The 22,975-nt window shown below is 49.0% G+C and carries 18 protein-coding genes; 14 read left to right on the top strand and 4 right to left on the bottom strand.

Annotation, left to right across the window (positions count from 1 at the left end):
* Positions 1–71 precede the first annotated feature (71 nt).
* From ACX93W_RS13985 to ACX93W_RS13995, 3 genes are all read left to right on the top strand, one after another.
* A complete protein-coding gene (locus ACX93W_RS13985; RefSeq protein ID WP_459393158.1) occupies positions 72–503 on the top strand; it encodes an SMI1/KNR4 family protein in 432 nt (143 codons plus the stop codon).
* Positions 504–529: 26 nt separating this feature from the next.
* The gene (locus ACX93W_RS13990; RefSeq protein ID WP_459392998.1) at positions 530–853 is read left to right on the top strand and encodes a hypothetical protein; all 324 of its coding nucleotides are present in this window, start codon (positions 530–532) and stop codon (positions 851–853) included.
* Between the two features lie 100 nt (positions 854–953).
* A complete protein-coding gene (locus tag ACX93W_RS13995; RefSeq protein WP_459392999.1) occupies positions 954–2,009 on the top strand; it encodes an LLM class flavin-dependent oxidoreductase in 1,056 nt (351 codons plus the stop codon).
* A 193-nt stretch (positions 2,010–2,202) separates the two neighbouring features.
* Here ACX93W_RS13995 and ACX93W_RS14000 read toward each other — a convergent pair whose 3' ends face one another.
* From ACX93W_RS14000 to ACX93W_RS14015, 4 genes are all read right to left on the bottom strand, one after another.
* Positions 2,203–3,084 carry an SMP-30/gluconolactonase/LRE family protein gene (locus ACX93W_RS14000; RefSeq protein WP_459393000.1) on the bottom strand — a complete coding sequence of 294 codons (882 nt, stop codon included), beginning with the start codon at positions 3,082–3,084 and terminating at the stop codon, positions 2,203–2,205.
* Between the two features lie 162 nt (positions 3,085–3,246).
* Positions 3,247–4,386, bottom strand: coding sequence for a toxic anion resistance protein (locus ACX93W_RS14005; RefSeq protein WP_459393001.1), 1,140 nt, complete (start codon positions 4,384–4,386; stop codon positions 3,247–3,249).
* Positions 4,387–4,407: 21 nt separating this feature from the next.
* Entirely contained in the window at positions 4,408–6,093 is a 1,686-nt protein-coding gene (locus ACX93W_RS14010; RefSeq protein WP_459393002.1) for a vWA domain-containing protein, read from the bottom strand.
* Positions 6,094–6,141: 48 nt separating this feature from the next.
* Positions 6,142–6,882 carry a hypothetical protein gene (locus ACX93W_RS14015; RefSeq protein ID WP_459393003.1) on the bottom strand — a complete coding sequence of 247 codons (741 nt, stop codon included), beginning with the start codon at positions 6,880–6,882 and terminating at the stop codon, positions 6,142–6,144.
* A 313-nt stretch (positions 6,883–7,195) separates the two neighbouring features.
* On the opposite strand from ACX93W_RS14015, the gene ACX93W_RS14020 reads away from it, so the two are divergent.
* From ACX93W_RS14020 to ACX93W_RS14070, 11 genes are all read left to right on the top strand, one after another.
* Positions 7,196–8,395 (top strand): tetratricopeptide repeat protein, encoded by a 1,200-nt coding sequence (locus ACX93W_RS14020; protein ID WP_459393004.1) that lies wholly within the window; start codon positions 7,196–7,198, stop codon positions 8,393–8,395.
* Positions 8,392–9,954 (top strand): hypothetical protein, encoded by a 1,563-nt coding sequence (locus tag ACX93W_RS14025; RefSeq protein WP_459393005.1) that lies wholly within the window; start codon positions 8,392–8,394, stop codon positions 9,952–9,954. The genes ACX93W_RS14020 and ACX93W_RS14025 overlap by 4 nt, the downstream gene beginning before the upstream one ends.
* A gap of 11 nt (positions 9,955–9,965) precedes the next feature.
* Entirely contained in the window at positions 9,966–11,174 is a 1,209-nt protein-coding gene (locus tag ACX93W_RS14030) for a tetratricopeptide repeat protein (RefSeq protein WP_459393006.1), read from the top strand.
* A complete protein-coding gene (locus tag ACX93W_RS14035) occupies positions 11,171–12,730 on the top strand; it encodes a hypothetical protein (RefSeq protein ID WP_459393007.1) in 1,560 nt (519 codons plus the stop codon). Before ACX93W_RS14030 ends, ACX93W_RS14035 begins: the two co-directional genes overlap by 4 nt.
* Positions 12,717–13,955 (top strand): tetratricopeptide repeat protein, encoded by a 1,239-nt coding sequence (locus ACX93W_RS14040; protein WP_459393008.1) that lies wholly within the window; start codon positions 12,717–12,719, stop codon positions 13,953–13,955. The genes ACX93W_RS14035 and ACX93W_RS14040 overlap by 14 nt, the downstream gene beginning before the upstream one ends.
* Positions 13,952–14,281, top strand: a complete 330-nt coding sequence (locus ACX93W_RS14045; protein ID WP_459393009.1) for a hypothetical protein — start codon at positions 13,952–13,954, stop codon at positions 14,279–14,281. The genes ACX93W_RS14040 and ACX93W_RS14045 overlap by 4 nt, the downstream gene beginning before the upstream one ends.
* 150 nt (positions 14,282–14,431) lie before the next feature.
* A complete protein-coding gene (locus ACX93W_RS14050) occupies positions 14,432–15,805 on the top strand; it encodes an ATP-binding protein (protein WP_459393010.1) in 1,374 nt (457 codons plus the stop codon).
* An 886-nt stretch (positions 15,806–16,691) separates the two neighbouring features.
* Complete coding sequence (argC, locus tag ACX93W_RS14055) at positions 16,692–17,636, top strand: N-acetyl-gamma-glutamyl-phosphate reductase (protein ID WP_459393011.1); 945 nt, start codon at positions 16,692–16,694, stop codon at positions 17,634–17,636.
* Between the two features lie 13 nt (positions 17,637–17,649).
* Positions 17,650–19,407, top strand: coding sequence for an AraC family transcriptional regulator (locus ACX93W_RS14060; protein WP_459393012.1), 1,758 nt, complete (start codon positions 17,650–17,652; stop codon positions 19,405–19,407).
* Positions 19,408–19,505: 98 nt separating this feature from the next.
* Positions 19,506–20,549 (top strand): ABC transporter substrate-binding protein, encoded by a 1,044-nt coding sequence (locus ACX93W_RS14065; protein WP_459393013.1) that lies wholly within the window; start codon positions 19,506–19,508, stop codon positions 20,547–20,549.
* A gap of 383 nt (positions 20,550–20,932) precedes the next feature.
* Positions 20,933–21,928 (top strand): NAD(P)/FAD-dependent oxidoreductase, encoded by a 996-nt coding sequence (locus tag ACX93W_RS14070; RefSeq protein ID WP_459393159.1) that lies wholly within the window; start codon positions 20,933–20,935, stop codon positions 21,926–21,928.
* The last annotated feature ends 1,047 nt before the right edge of the window (positions 21,929–22,975 follow it).

Consider the following 22,975-nt stretch of genomic DNA (forward strand, 5'->3'; position numbering starts at 1 on the left):
TTCTAAGCGTTCGCCTTTTGCTATAATGAATGAATCATAGCAGTCCAACTATTTCCAAGAGGAGGAGATTAATAGTGAACTATCAATTTATGTTGAATAAAGGACACATCTTCTACGAATTGACGGAAGAAGCTATTTTAAACACGGAAAAAAGAATGGGTACTGCATTTCCGGACGAGCTTCGAGCTTTTTATCTTGATATAGGATACGGGCTCATCAAAGGTCAAAGCATCAATGCCATCAACAGGCTACTTAGCCCTGCTGCCTTAGCGGATATCAATTTGCGGGAAGGGCATTATGAATTTGATCCTGATCTCGACGATATTTACGAAGATAAAGATCAGCTAATTTTTTTCGAGGTGAATGAAGGCGTTTATCTGACTATCAGTTTATCGTCGGAAAATGGAGGCATTTTTTATTTTGGCACACAAATTGCACCTTCATTAGAAGCCTTTTTAAGGCAATTCCTTGCGGATAACGAATATTACATTGATTACGTATAATGAACGTTTCCTTGGAGGGTAGAAATTTGGCTGAAATGAACAAACTAACAAAATGGATTGAGGAAGGAAAGCAATTAGGCAGCACGCTAACCTTTGCAGATAATGGCCAGACAATCTGGTCTTCCGTCGCTGTGCAAAAATGGAATGGCATTTATTTTACGTATGTCGATGAAATAGACGAATCCAAAATGAATGCCGAGCAATTCAGAAGGGAAGAAATATGCCGTTTTGATTGCCTGAATAATGCTTTAGAACACCTTCGCCAGACTACCAAAGTTATGGTAAGCGAGTTGGCGCCGTGCAAAGGACAGAAGTTATTCCATCCGCACTTGGAGTCTCAGGATGAATGAATTGCTCAAGAAAAGAAGTAAGTTAGATTATTTCACTTACTAATATTGATTTACATTATATTTTATAGTAGAATGAAAACAACAAAAGGAGGCGGCAATAATGTTGGAAATTGGCATTAGCACGTTTTTGGAAACGACACCCCATCCCGTTACAGGGGAGCGTATCAGCCATGCAGAACGCTTGCGTAACGCAGTAGAAGAAATTGTTCTGGCCGATCAAGTCGGTCTTGACGTTTATGGTATAGGCGAGCATCATCGTGAAGATTATGCAGCAAGCTCACCGGAAATCGTATTGGCGGCTGCAGCCGCTCGCACTAGCAAGATCAAGCTGTCCAGCGCCGTAACTGTACTGTCCTCGGCAGATCCTGTCCGCGTGTACCAAAACTACGCAACATTGGACGGTATCTCGAACGGGCGCGCGGAAATTATGGCGGGACGTGGTTCTTTTATCGAATCCTTCCCTTTATTCGGCTATAGCCTTGATCATTATGATGAATTGTTTGAACAAAATTTGGAGCTATTGCTTAAGATTCGGGATAATGAAAAGGTGACCTGGTCCGGAGGCCATCGTCCTGCTATTAATAATCGTGGCGTTTATCCACGCTCCGTTCAGGAACAGCTGCCCGTATGGATCGCAAGCGGCGGCAACCCTGAATCCGCTATTCGTGCAGGTACGCTGGGGCTTCCTATCGTATTCGCCATCATCGGAGGTATGCCGGAAAGATTTGCCCAATTAGTTGACCTGTACAAAAAAGCAGCTCAGCAAGCCGGACATGATCCTGAGAAGCTGCAAATCGCTACACACTCCCACGGCTTTATCGCCGACACGACGGAGGAAGCGGCAGACCTGTACTTCCCGTATCACCAAGTTCAGCTCAATACGATTGGCCGCGAGCGCGGCTGGCCGCATTATGACCGGGCGGCGTTCGATTCTTCCCGCAGCTTGCGCGGAGCGTTGTATCTGGGCGATCCAGAATACGTTGCCGAAAAAATCGTTCTGCTCCACAAAAACCTGGGCCTTACCCGCTTCTTCCACCATGTTGATGTAGGAGCCATGCCTCATCGCGAGGTATTGCGTTCCATCGAGCTTCTGGGCACAAAGGTGGCCCCAATCGTACGCAAGGAACTGGAGAAAAATAAAAGCAAGCAAGACTAAACCCCTAAGCAATGCCCTTCCGCATTGCAATAGGCACACAAAAACAAGCGGCAAACCTTTTTGGGGGGCCGCTTGTTTTGCGTTGCGCATTTTTCACTGCGCATATAGTCGCTTAATTCCATCGCACTGCCTTAGTCTGCCGGGTCAGCTCCTTGCGACGGGATAAGCGCCAACTTATTGCTACCGCGAAGCCTTATTTGCCGTTATAACGCGAAGCTAGCCGTCCTTTTACACCGGGCACATAGGCAAAAACGCCACCGGCCAAGGGTTCATTCTTTAACCGTTCTTCGCTAAGCCCCACTCTTGCGGAGGTAATGTACAGCACGTCCAGATTTTTGCCGCCAAACGCGCATGAAGTAACCTGCGAAACGGGAAGCTCTACCTTATCCAACTGCTGCCCGGTTGCCGGGTCCCAACGGGTAATGCAGGAGCCGCCCCAGTGGGCCAGCCATATTTTGCCCTCCGCATCTACTGTCATGCCGTCCGGAAAACCAAGCTCCGATGGCACTTCCACCAAGGGACGCCGTTCACTTATTTTTCCGGTAGCGCTGTCATAATGGAAGACATCAATCCGCTGAGTAGGTGTATCAATGTAATACATTTCGGTTCCGTCCATACTCCACCCCAAGCCGTTGGAGCAGCGAATATCTTGTACCTTCCTATGTATTTCCCCATCCGTATCCAGCATGTAGAGCGAACCGGCAGCCTCTGAACCGCTTATAGGCATCGTGCCCGCCCAGAAACGTCCGGCGGGGTCGCATTTACCGTCATTAAATCGATTGCCCTCCAGGTCCTGTTCAGGGTCTCCAATAAATTCAAGCTGCCCGGTTTCAGGGTCCAAATAATGCAAGCCGTTCTGCAGGGCGCAAACCAGCCGCCCATCCTCCGATTCCACCACAGCTCCTATCCGCGCGCCAACCGGAATACTCCGTCGTTCGCCCGTCTTCGGCTGGAGAAATTCAATACAACAACCTTCAATATCGACCCAAGCCAACATTTCTTGATCAGCCAGCCAAAGAGGCCCTTCACCCAATTTGCTTTTGACATCCAACACTAATTCCGCACTATGCACCATTTCTTCACCTCGCAGAGTATAGTTAAGCAAACCTTCATTTCATACTTGTCCAACCCGGACATGGCAAGACGCCCTGCCAGGGCGTCTCCCATATATGCCAATCAAAACTTAACCTATCTAATTGAGCAAATAAGCACCCACGATGGAGGAGCCGTTTTTTCTCTAAAGTCCCAGCTTTTTGCCCTTTTCCAGACGCAAGATCTGGGCTTCGCCCGTATCCGCCAACTCTCTGAATTGGATGATGGTATCCCGCATCCTCGGTAAAGCTTCCTGCTTGTAGGTGCTGATGGATTCAAATGCGGACAGCACGTCCGTAAAAGCTTGCTTAAGCGTATCGACGGAAATGCTGGACTCCAGGGACTGCTTGTGGATCGCAGCACCTTGCTCCTTCAGCATACGAGAGGTTCCGCTAATAAGCGTATCCGTTGTTTTGTTGAGCATTTCAATTTTTTTGAGCACGATTTGCTGGTTGTATAGGGCGCTCGCTACCGTTACAGCGATACGCAGAGCGGAAACCGTTACGTTGCGGGCGCGGTCAACGCCGCGAATCAATTCCTTGTTGTTGCGCATGACCACCTCAAGCGCCATAATGCCCTGCTGGTTCACAACCATCATCTGCTGCATATCCATTACGCGCTGGCGCAGCGGGAACAACACTTCCTCCGTAATGAACTGAATTTTGTCGGAGGTTTCATTGCGCAGCCGGGCTGCTTCGATCTGGGATTCGATTTCCGTATCCATCAGCGTGCCAAGCTGAATTTCCTTCTCCAGCTTTTTTGTCAGCTCGCGCAGCGCCTGCTGCTCGAATTCCAACGTCGTATTATCGTTGCGCAGCACGGTTTTTCCTTTGTCCAGAGAGACGATAATATCCGTAATGACCGTGTCCGCGCGCTGATATTTGGCAAAATAATTACGAAGCGGATTAAACAGTTTTCCCAGGAATCCCGATTTGGCAAAATCGATGACGCTGGGGTCCAGATCCTTAAGCTGAAGATTCAGCTCCGTCAACCCTTTGGCCACTGCTCCGCCTTCGTCGCCCGTCTTGGATAGATTGCCTACGGAAACTTGAAGCAACGAATTTTTTTCCGAGGAGGTACGCATGGTATTCAACCCAAAGCTATCAATGGATTGAAGAATTTCCCTGCGTTTCTCAAGTGAATTTACATCCAGCTCCAGTATGGAAGCAACATTGCCCGCCGCAAGTTGCTTAAGCTGGGTCATTTCCTCCGTATCCGGCTTTACCTCTTCCTGTATAGCCGTTTTGATTTTTTCAGGACTTACCACTTCCATTGTAAAAGACATTGCAGCCCCTCCTTCGATTAGTTACATTTGTACATTCAGCAAATTGCCGATTTTGTAGACGACGTCGTCAGTGTCCGCATTGATGCTTGCCGCTTCATTAATGCTGGAAATGCTTTGAAGCGCTTTGATGTTGGCGTTGTAGCCAATTGTGTAGACCGGAATCTTGTAGGTTTCGATCAAGCTGCGGATATCGTTAAGCGAATTTCCTTCATTCGTTTCGCCATCGCTCAATACGAAGATAAGCGGCCTCACACTTGGATCGGCGGCTAATTCATCCTGCAGCATTTTCATGGCGACCACTATGCCGTCAAAGGTTGCGGTCCCGCCGCCGGCCTGCAGGCTGTTGATCGCTCCAACAAACATGGATTGCTGGTTCGCGTCGTATGTGCCGATAGGCAAGTTGATCGCGACGTTGCTGGAATACGATACAAACCCGATGCGGTTGTCTCTTCCCAAATATTTCTGCCCCTTCAGCAGGGATTCCTTCAAGCGGTTAAGCGGCTCTCCCCCCATGCTTCCGGAGACGTCAGCGACAAATACCGCCGCGATCGGCTTGTTGCCGTCTTTTTTCTCTTTCCACAGCTTCTGGGCCGCCGCCAAAGTGGCGCCTTCAGGAGCTACCAGCTCAGGGGAATAATCCTCCAGCCCGTTAAATCCTTTATCCGTTCCCAGCTTCTGATACTTGTCGCCCGCCACAAAAGCCGCAAACTCCTTCAAAATATCGATTTTCTCCTGCGGCAAATCGCCAAGCGCGTACAGAGGACTGTCATGTCTTACGCCAAACGGGGTAAAGACATAGCCGGTTTTGAGATCGGCTGCATTGACATAAGTCTGGTACTCCAGAACAAATGCGTCCAGCATGCCCGTTTTGGCGGCATCGCGCATTTGAAGCGTCGTAGATGCGATAAACGGAACATTGGCCTGGAACTTCTCAAAACCCGCAATCGCTGTTTCCCCTAACAGATCGGAGCTGTCAAAGGTTGAAAGCGCCGTAACAAGGAAGTTAAGACCGGTCGAACTTGCGAAGGGGTCTGTGTATCCCATTGCAAGCTCATTGGCGGCAATAGCGTCGGTCAAGGTTTTGATGTTCATCGAGCCGTATTTCTCCATCAGCTCGTCGTATTTCGCTTTGGTAGCCACGACGCCGGTTACGTTGCCAACCAATCTTTTGGAAATAAGCTCTGCCGGAATGCCCTCAGCCTTAACCATCTCTCCCCATAGCTCATTGGAAGGCGTAAACGCATCCGGGACATATTTTCCGGACCGAATGAAATCAGCTGCCGTGCCGGAAGCAATATTGCGAATTTTAACGGAAACCGGATTGCCGTTTACCGTAATGCCCGCTTTGTTAAACTCCTCCGCAACTTCATTCAGCCAGCCGTCAACGCCGGTACCCGATTTTTCAGTCGAAGAAAAAATTTCCACATAATTGCCTGTTGCATTTTCAACAGAAACCGGGAACTTGGAGATATCCGGCAGCGAGTCGGCAATCGACACCGGATCAAGGTCAATCTGTCCCTTTATCGGTTCGGCTACCGTAACCGCGATTTTACTGTACAGCTTTTCGAGCCTTTTGCCCGCATCCTCCGTAGACACCTGAGCCTGGGATTTGCCCAAGTTGGAGGTCAAATTAATGCCGTAATAAACAGCTCCGAATACGGCCGCCGCAATCAGCGTCATGACCAGTATCGCTTTCCCTTTTTTCATGAATCGCACTCCCCCTCATAGCTGATAGACTCTGTTGCTTGCTTTATTTTATTGCTTGTAATGCTTGGTCTGCACGATAAGCGCATTTAACTCCTGGATGCCGTGAATATCTTCGATATTGCCGGTGTAGGAGCCGCCCAGACGTGCCATTTCCAGCAGCAACTGGTCGAGCTTCAGCAAAATCTCTTCATTGGCTCCCACGTAACGGGCAACATCGCCCATATATTGATCATGAAGCTCTTTTTTCTGCTGAGCCAGGCTTCCCGATAACCTGCTGAAGCGCTGCTCCGACAAATCTGCCAATTCCCTGGGATCAAACACGGCAAGTTTGTTCAGAATGCCGCGAATATTGCCGTAGAACAACCCTTCGACTTCTTCGACGACTCCGGCAAACCTCCTATAGCTCAGCTCCGTTTCCTGAAACCTTTCGCCAAGCGCTTTCATCAACATGCCCCTACGACGTACCATTCGCTCTAATTGATCCATTGCCAGCCGAATGTCCCTCTTCAGCAGCTTGTTGTCACGATAGAAGGACAGCGCCGATGCAAAGTCTTCATGCGTGCGAGCTTCCTTCAGCGGCAGCGGCGCCGGCGGCCGCAGCAGCCAGACGTAGCTGCCGTAGAGAAACGCCATCAGGCTGACAACGACCATCGTGGCGCCTATAGCCCCCTCCATGGCGCTTCCTCCTATAATCTGTATGCCAAGCAAGCCCGGCGACAGCACTGCGACATTAAGCAAAGCAATGACTCCCACAAGCCCTAACAGCTTGACGAAATTTCCGATCCTCATGACACCACCCCCGTTGCCTCAATAAGGCGCTTTACTGAATTGCCGCACGATCGTTCTTTATATCCCTTTATTACGCATATCTTCGATCTGCGATGCAATTTGTTTTCGAAAGACCTTCCTATCTTTTCCTTGTCTGCCGATAATGTTTATATTGCTATGAAAAACACTCATTTTAGACACACTCAAGATGAAAGTGTCCGCTCGAACGACACATTCCCCTCTAAAATAGAGCATCTTTTCCATTTTGAATATATTTTTTCGAGATTATGATGTGGCAAAAACCATTCATTACAACCAGATAAAGGAGTCTTGTATGTCCAATGAAAAAATAATAGACACAGATATCATTCAAGAGATGAGAGAAAAGATGGACGCCGCTTACGCCAGGCGGGATTTCACCGGGTCACTGGAGGCCTCTTACCGTATTTTACAACATATACCCGATGATGGCGATGCATTGTATACGCAAGGCAGCTGTTATTACATGCTTCTCGACTATGACAATGCTTTGCAGACATGCAAGCAGCTGTTGGCGCGTGATCCCGAATTTTCGCTTTTCACCCAGTTGACAGGCAGAGTTTATTTCGAGCTAGGGGAATGGGACAAAAGTATCCAGTACCTGAAACAATCAGCAGAGCGGGATCCCAATAAAGCCTCTACTTTTTTTCTGCTGGCCGATGCCTATTTCCGTTCCAAAAACCCGAGTCAAGAAGTCGCGGGGATTTATAGACGCTACCTAACAGCAGATTTCCTGAATACGATGGAGCTGGCTGAACAGGCCATTTGCAGGGCGATCGAGCTGCGTCCCGCGCAGGCGGGCCAACATGCTTTGTATGGAGCGCTCTTGAGTACTCTGGTCCGGGAAGAGGAGGCTGAGGTGCAATTTCGGGAAGCCATTGTGCTGGAGCCTATGAATAGCGGCGTTCATTCCAACTTTGCACGGCATGCCTACACGCAAGGCCGGCTCAAGCAATGCCGGGAGCATACCGAGCAGGCACTGCTGCTGGACCCAAACGACAGGCAGGCGCTATTTTTGGCCCAAAAACTCGAGCTGTACCAAACCAATCCCGGAGCAGTGTTGGTGGAAGTGATCAAAATGCAACAAATAAGAACCCAGATTGCGCCGAATCCCGCTCCATTGTATTTGAATGCAGCCCGGCTAATGATGGAAGAAGGAAGCTTGCAGCCCGTGGCGGAGCTGAGAGCCTATCTTAAGCTGATGCCGGATGATCAAAATGCGGCAATTCTGTATGGTCAAGCTTTGTTTAACGATAAACGATATATTCATGCCAGAAGCTATTTTAAGAGAATGCTTGCACAGTACCCTGACAACGCTTATGCCAAGCAGTGGTATGAAAAAAGCAAAAAGGTCAGCCCCGTGCTTATCCTTTCTTCTTTCCTGATCCATTTCTTGTTCTATCACCCAGTTAGCTGGCTCATGACCTATCTTGTTTTTCCGTTCCCTAGGATCATCCGCGCAATCTCTGGCAGAAAAGGACGTGCTTTGACATGAATTCAGCAGCAAGAGAAGAAATAATTGCAATCCTAGGCCGAGTAAAGGGAGTACATTATTATAGCGGGAACATTCCTAAGAGAGTCGAACGCAATGCCCGCGACGCTTTTCGAATACCACCGGAAGATGAGTTATTCGCCGTAGTGGACCTGGCAATCATCAGGAAAGGAAGATCAGCGCTTCTTTTTACCGACAAAGGAATCTATTTTAAGTATGTGGGGAGCTTTACCATTCTTACATGGGCGCGCCTAAGTACAATTCAAAACATACGAGCAACGGGTCGAAGTACGCTGATGCTTGATGATCATTTAGAAATCGACATTAGCCAACCGCCGCCCACCTACGAAGAGATGGCACGGATTCTGCGAGACCTGCGCGACGTGGCCCATAAATATCAGTTGCCTGGAACCATGCACAAGCTTGATGGAGAAGGGTATGCCGTCGAAGAAGTCTACAACCAGTATACCGGCCTGAGCATTGATGAAAGTATTAAGAAGGTCGTTCTGGAGTTTGGCGGTTATGCCTGCCTCCCTCCTTTTGACGCCAAAAAGGCATCTCATATAGCTAAGCGATTTCTAATCCCGGCAACCGAGTCCGTATTAGCGTTTTTAGATTTTGGCCAGAATGGAAGCGGCAAAGAAGGATTTCTTCTCACATCAAAGGGGTTTTACTGGAAGACCAGTATCCGTTCCCTGTGTTATGTCTGGGAAGACTTATACGCAGCGCCTGATCTGATTTTACCGAATAAATCGAACCTCGAAATCGACGGTCAATCGTTGACCAACTTATCGGTTAGCAGTGGTTTAACCAATATCGGCATTAAGGAAATTCTCCAAAGAATCATCAGCCTCCGGCCCAAAAATCAGGAATTCCAACGGCCCGTCCTTCCTGCTGAGGGCTGGCCTATGTTGATGAAGGAGGAAGAAAAGCAGCGCGTTTTTGACAAGCATGTCATCCATTCCATCGTCAAGAAGCGTACAACAACGGAATTATCATTCAGATTCGATCCTGCTGATCGTTCGCTCACGGAGATTAACGAGGAGTGGATAGCAACTTCAAACAGCACATTGGCTTCCTACACCAAGGGAGTCACTGTTTCGAACCAAGGCATATACATTAATACCATTTCTACCGCAGGCAGAGCAGCATCTTTTATTCCCTATACAAGATTGGCTCATGCTTCATTATTCTTGGAGGGCGATAGAAAGCTTTTTGTAAACAGCTGGTATGTAATGGAGGATAGAGACTCACCTGATCTGTATAACCTGCTTTTGGATCTAAAAGCCTACGCGCTCTCCCTGCTCGCGGATGACGCCCCGGAAATGTACGAGAAAGAAGCCATGTATATGGATGTCTGGCCCATCCCCTATACCGGAAGCTCGAAAGCAAAGAGGTGGGTAGTCGCCGAGGATAAGGTGATACGCGGGGTCTGGGACGAATTCGAGCTGCGGCATGGCTTGGACAACGGCATTATTAATCCGGACTGTCTGGATGTATGGAGTGAAGGAATGGAGAGCTGGATTCCCATGACGGAATGCAGCTTGATGAAAAAAGAGTAAGGAGATTGCAAATGGATTCCACAACAACAGAGGATCAACGAATAGAAGAGCTGCGGGAAACGATTAACCATCTTTTCGAAACTGGCAAATACGGGCAAGCACTTGGTTATATACATGAGCTTTTAAAAGAGTTCCCGAATGATTGGCAAGGTTTGATGAAATTGAGCCGATGCCACCTGATGCAGGACCGCTTGGAAGAAGCGGAGCAAGTAGCCAAACAACTGTTAGAGCAAGATCCCCGTAATGAAGAAACGCTATTATTGCTAAGCCAGATTTACCGGGATCAAGCCAAATGGAACATGTCGATTGCCTTTTTGGAGCAAGCAATAGCCGAAAACCCGGAATGGGACTATCTGCATTTCAGCATGGCCCAAACTCTGTTCAATAAGCAAAACTTGTTTTTGTGCGTCGATGGCTATTTTAAGAGGAGAATTAATCCCGATTATTTGAAAAATCACCAAAGCGCGGAGGTCTCGCTTCTAAAAGCAATGGAGCTGCGTCCAGGCACAATGGATCATCATGCCTTGTACGGATTAGTACTGGACAGATTGCTCCGAGTGGATGAAGCAGAAGTCCAGTTTCATAAAGCTATCACGATGGAGCCGATGAATCCTTACGGCCATGCCTGCTATGCTGAATTTCTGTATATACAGGGCAAATTCAAAGAATTTCGCGATCATGCCAACCAGGCGCTCATGCTGGATCCCCATCATCCCATGGCGGAGAGTCTCACCATAAAACTGGACAATTACGAAAATTCACCCGCCAAGATACTAAAAGAATTGACGGCTACTCATCAACTGCGAGCTGAATTATCGCCAAATCCTGCCTATCACTACTGGCGGGCAGCCCTGCTAATGAATGAGCATGGCGGTTCCGAGCCTCACAGAGAGCTGAGGGCTTATCTAAGGCTTGTGCCAGATAATCAGAATGCGCAGTTACTCTACGGAAAAGCATTGTTTGACAGCAGGCGATACCTGAAAGCCCAGCGCTATTTCCAAACCTTGAGCAAGCTGCCGACCGCCAATAGATATGCAGAGGAATGGCTGCAAAAATGCTTTCGTGTAACCTTCTACAAAAAGTACATCTTGTATCCTGCTTTTTTTGCAATTGGAAAAACCCTTTTCCATCTCTTTTTCTCTTTATTTAAGCTGCTGGGATGGCCCATTTATATCTATAATCGAAACAAACTCTTACGAGGCGAGGCAAAAAAGGCATGAACACAACGACAAAACGAGACATACTTGATCGATTAAGCCGCTATGCCGGACCTAAATTCCAAGTGGAAACCATCCCGGAGAAATGGCAGAAAAACATAGCCGCCAAATTCGGAGCTCTCTCTCAGGGCGGATGGCTCGCCTTCCTGAATCTCAACATCTTCGGCGGAGGCAAGGAAGGATTGCTGTTCGACGAAACCGGGATTTGGATGCGTTATACCGTACATCAGGTTTATTTGACTTGGGCCAGGCTTGCGGATGCGGGAGAAATCAGCGTTTTGTCCGGGGACAAGGTTTCTATAGGCGGAAGATACACTCTGAACACCCTTAAAGGCTCAATGCCCGCCCCTATTTTGGCGGAAATGTTGATTGAACTGCAAACGCTGATTCGGGACAAAGGGCTTGCGGGCGTCCTGTGGAACTATGATGCCGACGGTTACGCAGCCGATGATATTTATGCGCGGTTTTCCGGCAAATCGCGCGCGGAGAGCATTCGGGAGTTATGCCTGGAATACGCTGGCAGCCCCTATATGCCGCCGTTCAGGGACAAGGCGGCGCGTTACATAGCCGAGGGCTTCACCGTACCGGAAAACGAAGAAATTTTGGCCTATCTAGATTTTAATCTGGTCATCGATTCCAAAGAAGGCATTGTTGTTACAGACAAGGGACTGTATTGGAATGCCAAGCAGCGCAGGCGTCCCATACCGTGGGATGATTTGTACGCTATGGCCCCGGTTGCGCTGCATGAGGATAAAATGCTTGTGCTGGATAGCCAATTGCTCCCGCTGGACGGAAGCAAGCTGCATGCTCGGGAAATCCTGGAGCTTCTAAGAAGAATCATCAGTCTAAAGCCGCGGGATGGCTCTTACAAAGCAACCGTTTTTCCTGCCCACCGGGAAGATCAACTTTCGGATGAAGAAAAACGCATGCTTTTCGACAAAAACGCAATTCGCCATATCTGCAAAAGGCATAGCCTGCTGAGCCATCCGACCTACTATCCTCCCGTTGTTGAAACCTATGAATCTGACGATGAGATTGTTATCGCCCGGAATATCTCAATCATTACAACGACAGTGGAAGGCCTATATGTAACGACGCGGGGTATCCGGTTCCGCAACAGCTATGAAGACAAGCCTGCAATGCCTGCTGCCTTGATTCCGTATGCCCGGCTTGTCGATGCCAAAATCAGCGTTGATCCTGCGGACGCATTGTACATCGATAGCTGGCTTGTATTCAAATCGGAGCATTCAGGAGAAATCGCCTATCTGATTATTTTGCTGCAGCTTTATTGCGCTTCTCTGAAGGCGGCTAACGCGCCGGATTATTACGAGCGAGAAGCCATCTACATGGACCCCTGGCTTATTCCCGTTCAAGGAACCCAATCTGACAGGCATTGGGTCGTGGCGGAGGAAGGCGTCATTCGCGGCATTTGGACCTCCATTGAGCTGACTTATGCCTGGGAGCATCGCCTGTTCGATCCATCAGTGATCTCTGTCTGGTCGCCGGGAATGGACCATTGGGACGATTTGGAGAGCGCTGATTTGCATGGAGAAAAATAATAGGTACAGACGTATGCTGGAAGAGAACGACTTGGAGCAGGTACGTCTAGCCATGAACGTTTGTTTCGGAAAAGGGAAATACACCGAAGCGATGGCAGCAATTCATCAAATATTGCGACAGCTTCCCGAAGACCGAGAAGCACTATTCGTTCTGTGCCAGTGTCAGTGGTTTCAGGGAAACGGCATAGATGCCATACAGACTGGAGAACAGCTGCTTTCGCTGTACCCGCAGGATGAGCTCGTCTTCTATCTGCTCAGCCAGATTCATGTTGACCTGCGGAAATGGAGTAAGGCGATCCATTATCTGGAGCATACAATTCGGCTTAACCCTCGCTGGGCCGAGCCGCATTATAGCCTTGCCAGATGCCTGCTCTATTCCTATAACCTGGATTTCGCGGTGACCGGACACTTCAAGCTTTCATTGTCCAAAGACTTTATGTCAATGACGGAACAGGCGGAATCCGAAATAACGGAGGCGATAAAGCTCCGGCCAGAGGCAGGCCTCTACCACGCCTTCTATGGCCTTTTGCTAGACTATATGCTGCGGCCGGAGGAAGCCGAACAGAAAATCCGGGAAGCTATCCAGCTCGACCCATTAGATGCAGTCGTTCATTCCATCGTAGCTCATTATCATTATAATCAAGGTAACTTTAAACAATTTCGCAATCATAACGAGCAAGCTCTCATGTTGGACCCCAACCATGAGAGGGCGCTTGGCCAGGTTCACACCTTGCATCAATATGAAACCATACCTTTAAAAATATATGAAGGGCTCATCGAATTGCACCAGACACGCGCCAAGCTTACAAAAAATGCGTCTGTCCATTACCGAATTTTGGCCCGGCTTAAATTGGAGGCTAATCTAGAGCAGTCTCTTCATGAACTGCGTGCCTATTGCAAGCTCGTGCCTAGTGACATTAACTTCAAAATCATGTATGGACAAGCTTTATTCACAAAACGTAGATACTGGGGTGCCCAGCGGTACTTCCGCTCTATGAACAGAAAGTATCCCGGAAACCCTTATGTGAAGCATTGGTTGGATCAATGTGAGGGGGTGGGCTCTTGGGGCAAGTATATACTCTTCCCCATTTATTCTTCTATAGAAAGACTGAAATATGGGATCAGGGTTCCCTTTACGAAACTGGCGACATGGCCCGCCTACCTCCTCTCTCGCCGCAAGCTTATTAAAAGGGATTCAGCAAATTATAAGGAGATAGATCAATGAAAAAGATTGAAATTAAAGAAATAGGAATCAAAAGCGCATTTAAGAGCACCCTCTATATTACAATTGTTCCATTAGGCATTTTGGCTGCAATCGGTTTATTAATGATAATTATAGGTGTAGCGATTGGACAAGGACAGTTATTAATTCTAGGAATACCTTATATTTTTATGTCATTTGTTATGATGGGCATATACGGGCTACTTAGTATGTTAACAGCGTTAGTATATAACAAATTTTCGACTAAGTTTGGTGGATTAGAGCTTGTCATAAAAGAACAAAATGAATTAAACCATGATATAGGAAATGAAAATAGAATAAACGGGTAATTACATAAATATGCTCGTGAACATTATACGTATCAATCAAGAAATCTGGAAACAACTGCGATCGGAAGAACCTTCCTCACGGCGGCCTAACCCCCTGCCGACATTATTTAGTTGAACTTATATATTAACAACAACGACAGGGAGTGCAGCATGGATAAATTAAAATGGATTGAAAAAATAGCACAGCGCCTTCCCGAGGACGCGGAAACCCGTTATTGGTTCGCAAAAGAGCTGGAGGCGCATGGACGTTACGTCGAGGCTTTGGCGGAATACGGAAAAGGCCTGGCTGTCTGTAGCGACGATAGCCTGCGGCAGCATCTAATCACGGCTTTGACAGAAGCAAGCCTTGCTATGCAAGGTAAGGGCACTGGGAGCAAGGAAAACAAAGGGGATATAGAAGAAGAAAATAGTGTAGACGACGCGGATCTGGAAGAGAATGACGATCTGGAAGAGAATGATGACGTTGAGGACGATGAAGATGATGACAGCGAGAATGATGATGAGGAAGATGAAGAAGACGACGACACGACCTCCTCGGCCAACAGCTATAGCGATTTGCCAAAGGATCTGAACGGCGACGCGGCTCAAACCTATCGCTCCAATCCTGGGTTACAGGTCGTGCAAGGCGGGAAAACAAAGGATAAAGCCGTCAGCTCCGAGGTGCCCGGTATTTCGTTTGCCGACGTTGCAGGACTGGCCGCGCTCAAGAAGACGATTCAGCTGAGAATAATCAGTCCGTTCCAGCATCAGGGGTTATTCTCCAAATTCCGCAAAAAGACGGGCGGCGGAGTGTTGCTATACGGTCCTCCAGGCTGCGGCAAAACCTTTATGGCGCGGGCTACGGCAGGAGAATGCCGGGCACGGTTTATTCCCGTCAGCATAACGGATGTGCTGGACCCCTATATCGGCGTAAGCGAGCAAAACCTGAAGGACCTGTTCGACAAGGCAAGATCGCAAAAACCAAGCATTATGTTTTTTGACGAGGTCGATACCATAGGTTATAGCCGCTCCAAATCCTCCTCCAATATGAGAGGCGTAATTGATACGTTTCTGACGGAAATGGAAGGGATCGACACCAGCACGGATCAAATCCTCATTCTCGGCGCCACCAATATGCCTTGGGACGTGGACAATGCGCTGAAACGGCCCGGACGGTTTGACCGAATGGTGTTTGTTGCACCGCCTGATGAGGAGGCGCGCAAGCAGCTGTTTGACTTGAAGCTTGCAGATCGATATATCGGCAACATTGATTGCGAAGAATTGGCGAAGCGAACGGAGTTTTTCTCGGGAGCAGACATTGATAATGTTTGCGAACGGGCGGCTGAGCTGGTGCTGGGTGATATTTTGGACACGGGTAAAGAAAGGGCTATCGGCATGGACGACATGCTTGCCGTCTTGAGCGAAATTCGCCCCTCCACCATGGAATGGCTCAAAACAGCCAAAAACTATGTCAAATATGCCAACCAATCCGGCATCTTTGACGATGTCGAGCTGTATTTGAAACAATACGGGCGAAAAATTTAAAGCAGTCTTGCAGTCTATGCAGTCTATGCAGTCTATGCAGTCTTAGTCATTATCTCCCCAGGAACACATCATGCAAAGACCTCCATGCTGCGAGTCTAATTACGCAAATCATGGAGGTTTTTTACGTACCATAGAGTTATTTATCTTGTCACTTTTTTAAAATTAAGCTCAACCTACTCATCAGCACTTGTTTTACAGTGAACAGGGGCGCTGAACGCTGAAGGTTAGACCCTTCTTCTTTCAAAATGGACATCGACAAAAAGCTTATCATCTCCTAGCGGTCACTGATGACCATTAGAGCTCTAAATGGCTACTTTGACTTCAGCTAACGGTCACCGCTGTCCTTTAGACGCTCAAAAGTCGCTTTTAGGGGACGAATTCAGGCTTTAACGGTCACGAATGACCTTTAAAAATGGACATTCCATTAAAACAAGGCTTTAACGGTCATGGATGTCCATAAGTGTGCGGCTGGCCTCCTGCCTTTGCACTCCGCATAAACGCCATATACCTTTTACAAGCCGGATGCAATAACTGGAAGACCCCCTTGTCCGGCAGTGTTTCGCCTTGTTTAGTATGAAGTTGATACTAGCAGTACCTAATCTATTAACACTTCCACTAATTCTAAGGTTGCAATTGAATTGTACCCCTTTATGCCGAGTGAAACAGGACAAGTCTCTGTTTACCCGATTGAACAATTAGTTAATGGTGTGTATAATTAGTCAACAAATCGTATTTTTATCCATAAATATGTATAATTATGCAATCCAATCAATTGATCAAGCAAGCAATCCAGCAAGCAACTAATCAATCAACTAATCCAGCAAGCAATCCAGCAAGCAATTAATCAATCAATTTGATCAAGCATTCAAAAGATAGGAGTGAAGAGATGAGTTACAAAATCTTTGTTGATGGACAAGAAGGCACAACGGGGCTTCAAATACACGAGCGCCTATCCCGGATTTCCGGCATAGAAGTGATGGAGATTGACCCCGAAAAACGGAAAAGCAACGAGGCACGCAAAGCACTGATTAATGAAGCGGATATTGTCTTTCTTTGTCTGCCCGATGCCGCTTCGCGGGAGTCCGCTTCCATGGCCAGCAATCCTCAAACACGGATTATCGACGCAAGCTCGGCATTCAGAACGAACCCTGAATGGGCCTATGGATTGCCAGAGCTGAATAGTGCTCAGCGAAGCCGCATCCGGAGTTCCGCCCGGGTATCGGTTCCCGGCTGCCATGCTACCGGCTTTATTTTGGCTCTGCAGCCTTTAGTTGCCGAAGGCGTGGTATCTAGCGATTATCCCGCGACCTGTTATTCTCTAACAGGCTATAGCGGCGGCGGAAAAAAGTTAATCGCTGAATATGAAAACGGCGTTAACGAACAGCTTTTTGCACCGCGCAACTACGGACTTGGCCTCAACCATAAGCATCTTCCGGAAATGCAAATGCACACCGGACTGCAGCATGCGCCGCTTTTCACGCCGATTGTCGGAAACTACTACCAGGGTGATGCGGTAGCGATTCCGCTACTCCCTAGATTGTTCAACAAGCAAGCTTCTGCCCAAGAAGTTCAAGAGCTGCTTGCCTCGTATTACGAAAATGAGCGTTTTATAAATGTGATGCCCTATGATTCGGAGGCCAACCTGGAAAACGGCTTCTTTAACCTCCAGCAATGCAACCATACCAACAATCTGGATTTGTTTGTTTTTGGACATCAGGATCAAGTGCTGCTGATATCCAGATTCGACAATCTTGGAAAAGGCGCGTCTGGAGCCGCCATTCAAAATATGAATATTATGCTTGGTTTTGATGAAGGCGCGGGATTGGAGTAAGGGAGGGACAAGGATGCGCAAAAAGCCCCATAATGAACATGTTTTTTCTGCATCGCCGCTGCCTTATGCAGCTCATGACGGCTATCGGCGCAGTGACTTGCCTCCGTCCGCGCTGCCGCCCGGCCCCGGAGAACCAACCCTGGCGGAAGAGAAGCCTCCTTTCGTTTTATTGCGCCGCGGCCTTCATTTTAAGGGAAAATGGTCCTCTACCCCAAAAAGACGGCAAATCAATAGATTCACCCTGCTCTATATTAAGCAAGGCGGCGGTGAATTAACGATAAACCATATTAAAATCCCAATAGCCGGACCACAGCTATTCCTGCTTGTACCCGGCATGCATGTGGTGGAGCGGATTGACTACATGGCCGATTGGGACGTCCATTATATTGCTTTTAAGCTGATGCGGCCAATCCGTATCAATGGCGACTGGTCGCTGGAGGCGTATGAACGCTCTCCTTTTCCCCGAAGCGGAGAAATAACGGTTGCCGATATGCCCGCAATACAGCGACTAGTTCAACAACTGAATGGCGGCGAAAAAGGGGACATGCTTGGCTGGAAACGCCAGTTAGCCCTCTCGGAGCTGCTATACACCCTCATGCAGGAAGAAAAGGCGCTGAAAAGCGACTCTGTGCCGGATGCAGTTCGCCGCTGTGCCGCTTATATCGACCGCCATTATGCCGAGAATATCCGAATGGACAAGCTTGCGGAATGGTGCGGCCTTCACCCAAGCACCTTTTCACGGCATTTTAAGCTCACGATAGGCATGACGCCCATTGATTATTTGACTCTCGCTCGTATCGAGGCGGCAAAAACTATGTTGTCCCCTGCCATACCTCTGCGCACAGTCGCGCGGAAGGTCGGATTTTGCGATGAATATTATTTCAGCCGCATGTTCAAAAAAACCGCCGGCGTCTCTCCTTCCGTCTATAGCCGCACGGCAGGCGACCAGCACCAGGGCAGCGGCGGGCGGAACGGCACGATCCTGGAGCCTGTCAACGTAGCGGTGACCTACATAGATGAGGTAGACCATCTAATTTCCCTCGGCCTGCTCCCAGCCGCGGTCCCTTTTGATCATCTTCCGGACGGAAGCGAAGCAACTATTCCCTATTTAAAGTCATATATCGGTCATCTGCCCCATATAGGCTGTGAGCATTCGATCGACAAAAGCCAGCTTCGCAAGCTGTCGCCAGAGCTGATCATCGCCGGCAGATTTATGAAGGATTGGGGCGTTGCCGGGCTCTCCGATATCGCGCCAACCCACTACTACATGTGGGAGGTCGATTGGAGAAATGTACACCGGCAGTTTGCAGCAGCGCTTGGGCGCGAGGCTCACGCGGAGCAGAATATCGCCCAGTTCGACCGGCTTGTCCGCTCTGCGCGCGACCGGATGCTTCAGGCATGCGCCCGCAAAACATTTGCTTTTATTGAATCTACCCGTGAAGGAGTGCGGATCAGCCCGTATATGAGCAATGGCGGATGGATGCTCTATCAGCAACTGGGGCTAACCCCTGCGCCGATTGTCAGCGTCAACGGCTGGGAGCATTTTGCCAAGCCGGAAGAAATCGCTTCGATCCAGGCAGATTATCTGTTTCTTGGGCAGCGCAGCGGCGCGCAGGATATACATGAGAAGTTGCTGGGACACCGGGCAATTAAACAGCTCGGGTCGCGTTTGATTGAGCTGCCTCGTTATCCTTGGGGCAAGGGCGGCCCCATTGCCTTCTCCCAAGGCGTCAAACTGATTTTGTCCATCTTTGCAAAAATCCACAAATAACTTGTTGGAATCCTGCATGGTTTTACAAAGGAAAATACGTTACTCTTCTTATTGATAAGAATTATCATTATTGATCATAGATAAGGGGAGAAACGCCAGTGAAAGTGAATGCAACAAAACAATGGATACTGCTGTTTGCCATGGCGGCGCTACTGATTGGACTTTTGGCAGGTTGCGGCGGTAATGCTAAAGGAAATAAAGAGGGCGCGGCAAGCTCGCCCTCGGCCAGCGCCAGTCCGGCGGCGGAGGAAAGCGATGATGCGGCAGCAGAAGCAACGCCGGAGCCTGAAGCGCCTACGACACGTACCGTTACAACGCTTGCCGGAGAGGTTGAAATTCCCGTTAATCCGCAGCGTATCGTGCTTACCTACGATGACGATGTCGATCACATGATGGCGCTTGGTCTCAAGCCCGTCGCCGCCCCTCTTTATCAGCGTACTGATAATATCGACGGCTATTTGCCCTATCTTGCGGATCAATTGCAAGGCGTCGAAACCTTTCCGCTTTCTGCCGATTTCGAGCCCATTCTTGCAGCCCAGCCGGATCTGATCATAGCGGGTTATCATCATCGGGAAGTACTTCAGGATTTGCAGAAAATCGCTCCTACGATCTATTTTGAATGGGAAGTCGATTGGAGAAACACACATCTGGAGATGGGACGCGTGCTTGGCCTGGAGGAAAAAGCGCAAGCTAATGTCGACGCCTTTAATGCCGAGATGGAGAAAACGAAAGCTTACCTCGCCGAAACTATTGGCGACGAGCCTGTTGCCTTCATTCGCGTTCGCCAAAATCAGCTGGAACTGTACGGCGGGGCCGGAACCGGTTCCTCCGCCTCCTTCATCCTTTACGATCTGCTAGGGCTGACCCCGGTAGAAGAAGCCGTAACCGATGTATGGGGCGAGCCATTTTCGCTGGAAAGCTTTACGCGTTTGAAGGCGGAGCATATTTTCCTCAATGTGCAGGAAAACGAAGAGAACAATGCGCTTGTTGATGATTTCCTTAGCAATACGCTCTACAAAAACGTGCCCGCCATTCAGAAGGATCATATCTATAGGGTGCCAACCTATCCGTGGGAGCGCGGTGGCCCAATTGCCTTTACAAAAGGAATGGAGGATCTTCGGGAAATGGTGAAACCACAATGAGCGAACAAACAGTGAATAGGACATCTGCTTCCGGACCCACAATGGCTATAGGAACGACATCCACAACAGGAACGACAGCCGTAACAGGAACGGCAACCGCAACAGGAACGACAACCACAACAGGAACGGCAACCGCAACAGGAACGACATCCACAACAGCAACGACAACCGTAACAGGAACGACAACCACAACAGGAACGGCAACCGCAACAGGAACGACATCCACAACAGCAACGACATCCACAACAGCAACGACAACCGTAACAGGAACGACATCCACAACAGCAACGGCAACCGTAACAGGAACGGCAACCGCTAACCGCTCCACGGATCCAAACCCGGAGTTGTACGATCTAACCATCATCGGGGGAGGGCCAGCTGGCATGTATGCGGCTTTCTATGCGGGAATGCGCGATATGAAGGTCAAGCTAATCGAGGGTAAAAACCGCTTAGGCGGTTTCCTTCATCACTATTCTGAAAAAATGATCTGGGATGTTGGCGGCACCCCCCCGCTTCGCTGCGAAGAGTTGATCCGGCAGTTGGATAAACAAGCCCGGACGTTTGATCCCACGATTGTGTTTGAACAGCGGGTTGACGGGCTGGAGAAGCTGCCAGACGGCGTATACCGGCTGTGGAGTGATACCGGCGAAGCCCATGATACCAAAACAATCCTTGTTGCGGTTGGAAGAGGCATTACCGAGATGACCAAGCTGAATATTCAGGGAGCAGATCGCTATGAGCTGACTAACCTGCATTATACGGTTCAAAACCTGGAGGTTTTCCGCGCTAAAAATGTACTGGTGTCGGGCGGCGGCAATTCGGCCGTCGACTGGGCCAACGAGCTTGCCGATATTGCCTCCCGCGTGACCGTCGTTCATAGGCGCGAGGATTTTGCCGCTATGGAGAGAAGCGTGGCCCGCATGCTGGAGGTAACGGATGTGCGAACCCCCTATGTGCTGCATGAACTCCATGGCGAAGTCGACACCATTTCTTCGGTCAGCATCCAGCACGCTGAAGGAGGCGCGACGGAAACGATTCCGGTAGACGCCGTTGTCGTCAGTCATGGGTACACGCGCAGCTACGGCGATTTATTGCAATGGGGACTGGATATCGGCTCTCATGGCGTACAAGTCAGCGACCAGACCGCGACTAACCTTCCGGGCATCTTCGCAGCCGGCGACTGCGCTACCTATTCCAACAAAGTTAAACTGATCGCTGGCGCTTTCACCGATGCCGTGCTTGCGGTCAACAGCGCCATGCAGTTTATTGATGCAGAGGCCCACAATATGGCTTACGTATCCTCTCATAACGAGCGGTTTCGGGAGATGAACAAGCAGTTTGCACGTACCGCCAGCAAGACCGGCGTAAACGCGGGATAAAGCCTCCTGATCAACCGTTTGTCGCTCTGACGGCAGAGTTGCTGCTAGAACTAGCATGTGAAATGCTGGCTTAAGAAACGCTGTCGCGCGATATGCCAGCACAAGAAATGCACGTGATACGCTAGCACAAGAAATGCTGTAACGCGATATGCCAGCACAAGAAATGCATGTGATACGCTAGCACAAGAAATGCTGTAACGCGATATGCCAGCACAAGAAATGCATGTGATACGCTAGCACAAGAAACGCTGTAACGCGATATGCCAGCACAAGAAATGCATGTGATACGCTAGCACAAGAAATGCTGTAACGCGATATGCCAGCACAAGAAATGCATGTGATACGCTAGCACAAGAAATGCTAGCTCTAGCAGCAACTCTCGGCGGCACTACTGACTAGCAGTCCAGCCCTTGCACCCTCTAACGGTCAGATATGACCATTACAGCCATTATTACGTAAAATTCAATTTGTAACGGACAAATACGTCCATTAGAACGATAAAATGGGTGATTTCGCCTTCATTTTTGTTTTAATGGACAGATTTGACCGTTAGATATTGTCCAGGGGGCTAAAAGGTGTTCTAATGGCCATTTTTGACCATTAAAAAATGCTGCGAGCCAGCTAGACACTATTTCGACCCCCAGTTTTTCATTTTTTTGCTCAAAAAAACTCCCCTCAAGAAACAGGCGTAATAATCATCCAGCCTGTTTCTTGAAGGGAGCTTTTTATGTTGCTACATCGCGGAGCCCCTGGGGACCTCTGCGGACTTCTCCGGACCACCGTGATTCCCCACTGACTCTGCAGACCTCTGGGGACCTCCGCGATCATCGATTACTTCTGCAGACCTCTGGGGACCTCCGCAATCACTGCTAACTTCTGCAGACCTCGGGTGCTTCCACAATTCCCTGCTAACTTTTGCAGACCTCTGCGGACTTCTCCGGACCACCGTGATCCCCCGCTGACTTGTGCAGACCTCTGGGGACTACGCGATCCTCTGTTAACTTCTGCCGACATCTAGGAACCTTCGTGATCCTTTGGTTACTTCCG

Source organism: Paenibacillus sp. CAU 1782 (assembly GCF_054551715.1).

Coding starts and splice junctions, on each gene's coding strand:
- ACX93W_RS14045 (WP_459393009.1), top strand. CDS start 13,952: ATGAAAAAGATTGAAATTAAAGAAATAGGAATCAAAAGCGCATTTAAG.
- ACX93W_RS14005 (WP_459393001.1), bottom strand. CDS start 4,386: ATGTCTTTTACAATGGAAGTGGTAAGTCCTGAAAAAATCAAAACGGCT.
- ACX93W_RS14025 (WP_459393005.1), top strand. CDS start 8,392: ATGAATTCAGCAGCAAGAGAAGAAATAATTGCAATCCTAGGCCGAGTA.
- ACX93W_RS14070 (WP_459393159.1), top strand. CDS start 20,933: ATGTATGCGGCTTTCTATGCGGGAATGCGCGATATGAAGGTCAAGCTA.
- ACX93W_RS14040 (WP_459393008.1), top strand. CDS start 12,717: ATGGAGAAAAATAATAGGTACAGACGTATGCTGGAAGAGAACGACTTG.
- ACX93W_RS14030 (WP_459393006.1), top strand. CDS start 9,966: ATGGATTCCACAACAACAGAGGATCAACGAATAGAAGAGCTGCGGGAA.
- argC (WP_459393011.1), top strand. CDS start 16,692: ATGAGTTACAAAATCTTTGTTGATGGACAAGAAGGCACAACGGGGCTT.
- ACX93W_RS14035 (WP_459393007.1), top strand. CDS start 11,171: ATGAACACAACGACAAAACGAGACATACTTGATCGATTAAGCCGCTAT.
- ACX93W_RS14010 (WP_459393002.1), bottom strand. CDS start 6,093: ATGAAAAAAGGGAAAGCGATACTGGTCATGACGCTGATTGCGGCGGCC.
- ACX93W_RS14015 (WP_459393003.1), bottom strand. CDS start 6,882: ATGAGGATCGGAAATTTCGTCAAGCTGTTAGGGCTTGTGGGAGTCATT.
- ACX93W_RS14020 (WP_459393004.1), top strand. CDS start 7,196: ATGTCCAATGAAAAAATAATAGACACAGATATCATTCAAGAGATGAGA.
- ACX93W_RS13995 (WP_459392999.1), top strand. CDS start 954: ATGTTGGAAATTGGCATTAGCACGTTTTTGGAAACGACACCCCATCCC.
- ACX93W_RS14050 (WP_459393010.1), top strand. CDS start 14,432: ATGGATAAATTAAAATGGATTGAAAAAATAGCACAGCGCCTTCCCGAG.
- ACX93W_RS14060 (WP_459393012.1), top strand. CDS start 17,650: ATGCGCAAAAAGCCCCATAATGAACATGTTTTTTCTGCATCGCCGCTG.
- ACX93W_RS14000 (WP_459393000.1), bottom strand. CDS start 3,084: ATGGTGCATAGTGCGGAATTAGTGTTGGATGTCAAAAGCAAATTGGGT.